The organism is Variovorax sp. GW458-11-26-14-LB1, assembly GCF_059423965.1.
Map to the genome: position 1 here is coordinate 34535 of NZ_JBWKYW010000062.1, position 6146 is coordinate 40680.

9 protein-coding genes are annotated in these 6146 nt (G+C 57.0%); 7 read left to right on the forward strand and 2 right to left on the reverse strand.

The annotated features are described in order from the left end of the window. Positions 1-215: 215 nt before the first annotated feature. A complete protein-coding gene (locus tag AC07YS_RS28335; RefSeq protein WP_495273775.1) occupies positions 216-404 on the forward strand; it encodes a hypothetical protein in 189 nt (62 codons plus the stop codon). Positions 405-481: 77 nt separating this feature from the next. Here AC07YS_RS28335 and AC07YS_RS28340 read toward each other — a convergent pair whose 3' ends face one another. After that, positions 482-1546 (reverse strand): tetratricopeptide repeat protein, encoded by a 1065-nt coding sequence (locus tag AC07YS_RS28340; RefSeq protein ID WP_495269636.1) that lies wholly within the window; start codon positions 1544-1546, stop codon positions 482-484. A 197-nt stretch (positions 1547-1743) separates the two neighbouring features. Between AC07YS_RS28340 and AC07YS_RS28345 the strand changes: the two genes are divergently transcribed. From AC07YS_RS28345 to AC07YS_RS28370, 6 genes are all read left to right on the forward strand, one after another. After that, positions 1744-2085 (forward strand): HNH endonuclease, encoded by a 342-nt coding sequence (locus AC07YS_RS28345; protein WP_495269635.1) that lies wholly within the window; start codon positions 1744-1746, stop codon positions 2083-2085. Positions 2086-2590: 505 nt separating this feature from the next. After that, entirely contained in the window at positions 2591-3091 is a 501-nt protein-coding gene (locus AC07YS_RS28350; protein ID WP_495269634.1) for a hypothetical protein, read from the forward strand. 133 nt (positions 3092-3224) lie between these two features. Next, the gene (locus AC07YS_RS28355) at positions 3225-3554 is read left to right on the forward strand and encodes a hypothetical protein (protein ID WP_495269633.1); all 330 of its coding nucleotides are present in this window, start codon (positions 3225-3227) and stop codon (positions 3552-3554) included. A gap of 121 nt (positions 3555-3675) precedes the next feature. After that, positions 3676-4143 (forward strand): Imm50 family immunity protein, encoded by a 468-nt coding sequence (locus tag AC07YS_RS28360; protein ID WP_495269632.1) that lies wholly within the window; start codon positions 3676-3678, stop codon positions 4141-4143. Positions 4144-4269: 126 nt separating this feature from the next. Beyond that, a complete protein-coding gene (locus tag AC07YS_RS28365) occupies positions 4270-4641 on the forward strand; it encodes a hypothetical protein (RefSeq protein WP_495273877.1) in 372 nt (123 codons plus the stop codon). Positions 4642-4722: 81 nt separating this feature from the next. Continuing rightward, the gene (locus AC07YS_RS28370) at positions 4723-5088 is read left to right on the forward strand and encodes a hypothetical protein (RefSeq protein ID WP_495269630.1); all 366 of its coding nucleotides are present in this window, start codon (positions 4723-4725) and stop codon (positions 5086-5088) included. Positions 5089-5205: 117 nt separating this feature from the next. Here AC07YS_RS28370 and AC07YS_RS28375 read toward each other — a convergent pair. Further along, a partial coding sequence (locus AC07YS_RS28375; protein WP_495275746.1) for a hypothetical protein occupies positions 5206-6146 on the reverse strand: 941 nt, incomplete at its 5' end.

The following is a 6146-nucleotide window of genomic DNA, read 5'->3' on the forward strand; positions in this document are numbered from 1 at the left end:
GCAGCACGCACCGCGGCAACCGGGCGGCAGCAGGCTGCGAACACCATCCTGAGCACGCCGCCTGCCGTCCCTGGCAACGCCTGTGTGAGCGCGCAGGTTCGCGTCGATGGATGGTTGAGGGGGAGGGCGCAGCCATGAAGCGATGTGCGCTCCTGGCAGCTGTCGTGGCCGTTGCCGGCTCACTCGCCGCGTGCGGGGTGGCTCCGATTCAAACGGTGAAGGTGCCGATCCCGGTGGAATGCCGTGTGGATGTGCCTGCGCGCCCAGCCATGCCGACCGAGGCGCTGTCGCCTGGCGTGGACCTCGACCGATTCAGCGCTTCGGCAATGGCTGAGATTGAACTGCGCGAGGGCTACGAGGGTGAATTACGCGCGGCGCTTGCCGAGTGTCTGAAACCGACGTAGCGGGCCCGCTGTTGGATGCGCCGCATCTGCATGTTCGCGCGAGCATGTCTAATGATCGAAACCTGCGTTTGTTAATGCTACTTTGATTGCGCCGGTTTCAATGATGGATCGAGCCGATATGCGTATTCCTTGTCGTCCTTTGCGGCTGCGAGCATGCCCATGCGACGCCACACTTCGGCGCGATCCAAGTAGTACGTTCCGTAGTCTGGGTACAGGCGTATCGCTTCGCTGTAATCAGCTATTGACTTGTCGAGATCGCCTTTGACCGACCAAGCGAACGCTCTACCAGCAAGGGCGGCGGGAAACTCAGGCGTTCTCCGCAACGCGAGGTCGAAGTCAGCTATGGCTCTGTCGTACTTTTCCAGTGCATTCCATACAGTACCGCGGTTCATCAACGCCATCGGAAAAGTTGGCCAAATCTTGATCGCTGCGTCGAAGTCTGCCATTGCCTTGGAGTAATCCTTCAGCTTCAGCCAGGCGACTCCACGATTGTTGAAAATTTTCGGGTCGTCTGGCTCGATCCGGATCGCTTCGGTGTTGTCGGCGATTGCATTCTTGTAGTCGCCCCGGTCCACCAAAATTGTTGCGCGGCCCATGTGAGCGTGCGAGGTCAATGGCCCGAGACGGATGGCTTCGTTGTAGTCGGCCAAAGCCTTGCTTTGATCGCCCAGCTTGTCCCAAGTGGCTCCGCGATTGGAGAGGAAATTTGGATTTTTTGGATCGAGCTCGATAGCTTTATTAAATTCCGGCAGAGCCTTGCGTGGCTCGCCAGCGATGTTCCATAGGGCGCCGCGATTGTTGTAGCCGTATGGGTAGAGTGGATCGATTCGAAGCGACTCCTCATACTCGGACATCGCGTTCTTGAAATCCCCGCTGCGTCGGTAGGCATTGCCGCGCACGGCATGGATGCGTGCACGTGTGCGCACGGTGAGGCTCGGCTCTTTCAGCGAATCATCACAAATCGCGAGGACTTGGCTGAGTGGGCCTTTGGCCCCGTCACAACGTTTTAAGGCAAGGCCGTCTGGACTTTCTGTCGTGGCGCCTGCCGAAATTGTGAAAACCAAAGTGAACAGAGCCAAAGCGCGCATCGATTGCCTGCCGACAGAGTGATAACGCGCCACATTCTGCACGAGTTGCAACAAGTTGTATTCCGAAATTGACGGGGCGGTTGGCTGCGTTGCTATTCAAAGAAACATGCCATAGACTTTCCTTGCTCGGGGCCGTTGCCCCGACCGTGCGTTCACATGAATGCACCCGCCGAAAGCCAACCGGACCGGCGCCCGCCAGACGCAACACGCGTAACCGGGGACTTCCAAAGTTCAACCTTAGGAGTTCCCCAATGTGGGTTAATTTTCGTATTCAATACTTGAGGCGGGCCGCTTGTCGTGATCAGGGCGGCCTCTGCTACTACTGCCTGCGGCCCATGCACGGCGATGTCACTGCGGAGCATCTGCTAGCTCGGCGCGACGGTGGCAAGGACACACGCGAGAACATCGTCGCCACACATCGCCTTTGCAATTCGCGACGTCATCAGCTATTCCCGTTTGAGGCTCCCGAGCCGATGGCCTATGCGATTCTGCTTTTGCTGGCCGAACTGGCTGGATTCGATCTTGAGGATTTGGCTCAGACGCGCCCGCGCAGAATTTCCACCGGGCCGATGCCTTCGCTGGCTTTTCTCTAGGCCCGTCACCCTTGGCGAGTGGCCGGAACGTGTCCGTTGGCGCAGGACCGCGTGCGGCAGAATGCGGCCAGGAGCGGAAGTTCGCTGAAGGTGGATAGAACGCCTGTGAGCAGTCATTCCTGGGAGCTGCCAAATGAAGTTTCGGATTGAGTACATCTTTGACCGGCGACGGCCTGTGTACTTGTTTGCGCGAAAGCTCGACCAGGGCGAATTTTCTCTTTCAGAAACACCCTGCCTCGGTGGAGTCCCAATCAAGCGGTCACTTTCTCAGCCGCGTGCAATCGCGCCCGATGGGACACCGGACCTAGCGGTTTTCACTTTCGTCCTGGCGACCGCCAACGACTTGCCGAAACTGTCTGTCGGGCAGGAAGTGGAGTTGGATTAGAGTGTGGCGACTGTCGGCCACAACCGGATATTCATCACAAGTGCTCAGCTTTGGCGGCCATTGCCGTTCTCCAGCCATCGGGGGGCAGATAGATTGGCGAGAATCGAACCTCACACCCGCATGAAATCTCTACTAGCTGCCATTGCCACGACTGCAGTAACGTTCGCATCGGCGCAAGCTGTACCCCCAAATGTCTCTGACGAAGTGATGACGAGGTTGGGGCAGTTGAACTATTGGTCGAAGGCGCCAATGGCGCTTGTCGCAAAGTGCACGGAAATTCTTCCTGGCGGTAGGCAAGCCATACAGGTCGATTTTCTGAATTGGACGAAAGCCAACGCGCAGTACAACGCGGGGGTTGAGAAAACGCTCAGACAATTTCGACCGTTCGCGATGAGAACGCTTGGCATGAATGCCGATCAGTACGAAGTGCTGACTACGCGTGCGGCAGACCAGCAAATAACCGCGTTGTACGCGCAAGGGTTGTCAACTTCCCAGATGCAGCAACTCTGCAGTCAGTTCGGTAAATTTCTTGAACAAGCCGCCATGGGAGATCAAGTCAAACCGCGGGTGACGATGGCCGTCGCAGACTTGCAGAAGTACCTCTACCTAGCGGCACGGTAGCGGGGCTGCTCGCGGCCATAACCGGTCCTTCGCCCTGCCGGAAGAATACGGCCCAGAAGTGGACACGGCGCCTCCCGCTAGGTCTCAAATTAAACAATGGTAGACATGCTTAGATATCAATTGAGGAGGGTTCGTGTCTGTCCTGATGGTCGTACGGCGTAAAGGCTCTCCTGAAGTGAACTCATCGTTTCCAGTGGCGACGGAGGAGTTTTTTGCTCGCGTGTGGGAACCTGCGATTGAATTTCTTGGATCACGCTGGCTAGGTCTGTTTTCAATCGGAGTGGAGATTCATCAGTCCGATATCCCCGAAGTGCTGGTCGAACTGGCAGCGATGCGCGATTGGTCTGACTTAGGGGCGACCGACGCAGAAAAGAGTCACGCGCTATCTCGATCCCTGCTTGTCACTCGAGCGTTGGAGGAAGCACAAGATGACGCGACAGTAATTTCGATTTGGGTCGGGTAGAGTCGAAAAGCGAGAGCCTTTTTGGGCCCTGCACCACCGGCGGTGCTTCGACGCCAGTCGGCCACAACCGGTCATTGGCAAAGAGTTGCTGCTCGTGTGGCCCTCATCGTATGCTGTGACCATGAATCCTCCCGTTGACGCCTACGCATTCATAAAGAACAACAGTGCCGTTCTGAAAGTGTTCGGATACTGGCCCAGCTTCCATGATGGTGAAGTGCATCGTGTCGTGATGGACCGGGCACGGAGGCACGCAAACGGCACGTACTACCCCAGCATTGAGCTCACCATCCGGGGATGGAATATGACCTCTGACGTCACAGAGGACGGGTTCTACAGGCTGGAGGCTGACTCGCTTGTTCACTTCCTGTTCGAAGAGGTGAGCGAGGTTGAGTTTGATGGTTTGAATCATCAGAACGTCCTCTCGTGTCTCGATTTCGAACTTGAGACTACCGATGAGGGGAACACTCCGCTCCTTTCAGTGGAGCTCTGTCACTGCTACGGGCTTTCGGGAAGCTTCAAGGCAAGACGAGCAACCGTGGTCGGCGTGGCTCCATTCGCGGAGCATCCGGTCAGCTCCCCGAATAGCTGATACCTACAATCGGCCAACACCGGACCTTCCGACCTCGGTCAGAACTTGGCCCTAAACCCCTCTTTCTTCCCTCGCGCCATGAGCCCTTGGTTATCGAATCCGGTTGTTCGCACCGCTATCGGTGACATGACCGTCGAGCTCCAGATGCCGTCGGGCGGGCGACCCAGCGCTGCAATGCTCGAACTGGCGTCGAGGCTCGCTAAGTATGCGAAGCAGCATGCCGAGCACATCCTGGACCTCATCTATGCGCACTACCGGTACGCCGAAGCCAATGAGTGGCTCGACTTTTGGGATGTCCCTGCGGGCCTGACTAGAGCCCAGGTCATGGGCGAGGTGGATTCAGTCGCCCTCGTAGTGGACCCTGAACTCGTCGCAAGCGTGTACGTCAACCCGCACTGGGACCCAGAGCACAAGCTCGACCTGCTCTTTGAGGGGACGATTACAGCGGTGAACGGCGAGGCATTCGACCTGGTCGATGGGGCCTTAGTCCTGCGCTAAGCTGCATTGCCATGGGTCAGAATGCGGCCAAAAGCCGACGCTGACCAGATCTGCATATCAACATCAACGCACCCTAAAGCCATGGCAAAAAGACACGTTGTGGAATTCGAAGATTCTCTTGTCTATGCGCAAGGTGGGATCAACTTGTATCGCAAGGGGATAGACAAGTTCTACTTGTCGCACGGACTTCCTAGCGTTCATCGAAGCCTAGAGGCAGCCCGCCAAGATCTGGAAGGCCTGGGCATGTTTGAACGCTGTCGTGACGCGTTGGTGCAGGCGGAGGAACTTGTCAGAAAAGGGCCCGAGCACGACTACGACGCCGAGACGTTGATACTCGAAGCCAATCGCGCATTGATGCAGGTGTCAGGCAGACATGATGTGATGCGGCGTATGTATCGCGCCGCAAATGATGCACCGAAGTCCCAGGGCGGAGAAGGACTGCTTTAGCTCGGGCTGTACAGCCGCTTTGGGCCCACTACGGACATTGCGCCTTCGCGAAAGCAGACCTTCGCAGGGCGCGCTACCTCTTACCCCAAAATCAAGCATTCGACGGCTAGGTCTTCGCTAGTCTTCAATCCTCGCAACCTTCGAGAAAAAGAACTTCACTGGTTGCCAACGTCCATCCACCAGGAACTCCGCTTCCGTGCCTGAACACACGCTCACCTTTTCCCACCAAGGACCATACCCTGGAGACAGAAAGGCATTCGAAGCGGCGAGTCCAACATATTCAGCAAGTGTGCGGTCGTCTGCTCTCTTCGAGAGTTTCATGCTTCCTTTGGCAAGCCAATTATCGCGGTCTTGACGCGTGGAGACATCCCTGTACTCCATCAGGTACGCAGCCCGCAATTCTTCGACTGGGACTCTCAAAATGGAGTGCGGCCCCAGATACTTCCCTCCTTGGTACTGGCGCAACAAGCGTTCCAGCACTTCCGGTGAGCTGTTCTTCTGCCACCAAGCGAAATTCGCTGAACGAGTTTGGCGTCCCTGATAGTCTTCATACTCAACGAAGGCAAAGCCAGCTTTCAGGAAGTCCGTTTCTTCGGCACGGCTCGTCCAATACAGAACTGACTTGTATTGGCCGTCGTTGGTCCGCGGAGGATGCGAGTATCCGTAGCGGCGATGTTGCTCCTGCGATTTTCTGGTCTGAGGAGATGCGGCAGGGATGTCCCGAATGTCGGGCGGCGACTGACCGTTGGACTTCAAGTAGACGCCTTCGGAACCGCGGACGACGACGGGCCTACTGGGTTTGGATTGGAGCGCGCACTGCACTGACAGGTAGTTCTCGGCCTCTCGCCTGAGCTGCCGGCTCACCTCCTCGAGCTCCTCTGCGCCATCGCGGTACTGAATAGATTCCCAACTAAGGTAGACAGGTGGTGCGCATGCCAGTCCGGCGCCAATGAGCACACGCGAAAGCCGCGACAAGCCGAAGGCACCCGCCACCAGGTAGCCGATAAAGGCCAGAATTAGCAGACCCATGCCCACCACCCCCAGCGCTAACTTAAAGA

What these genes read in the sequence shown, in the direction of transcription:
- AC07YS_RS28360 (WP_495269632.1), top strand. Translation starts at nt 3,676, where the DNA reads ATGAATCCTCCCGTTGACGCCTACGCATTCATAAAGAACAACAGTGCC.
- AC07YS_RS28350 (WP_495269634.1), top strand. Translation starts at nt 2,591, where the DNA reads ATGAAATCTCTACTAGCTGCCATTGCCACGACTGCAGTAACGTTCGCA.
- AC07YS_RS28365 (WP_495273877.1), top strand. Translation starts at nt 4,270, where the DNA reads ATGACCGTCGAGCTCCAGATGCCGTCGGGCGGGCGACCCAGCGCTGCA.
- AC07YS_RS28345 (WP_495269635.1), top strand. Translation starts at nt 1,744, where the DNA reads ATGTGGGTTAATTTTCGTATTCAATACTTGAGGCGGGCCGCTTGTCGT.
- AC07YS_RS28370 (WP_495269630.1), top strand. Translation starts at nt 4,723, where the DNA reads ATGGCAAAAAGACACGTTGTGGAATTCGAAGATTCTCTTGTCTATGCG.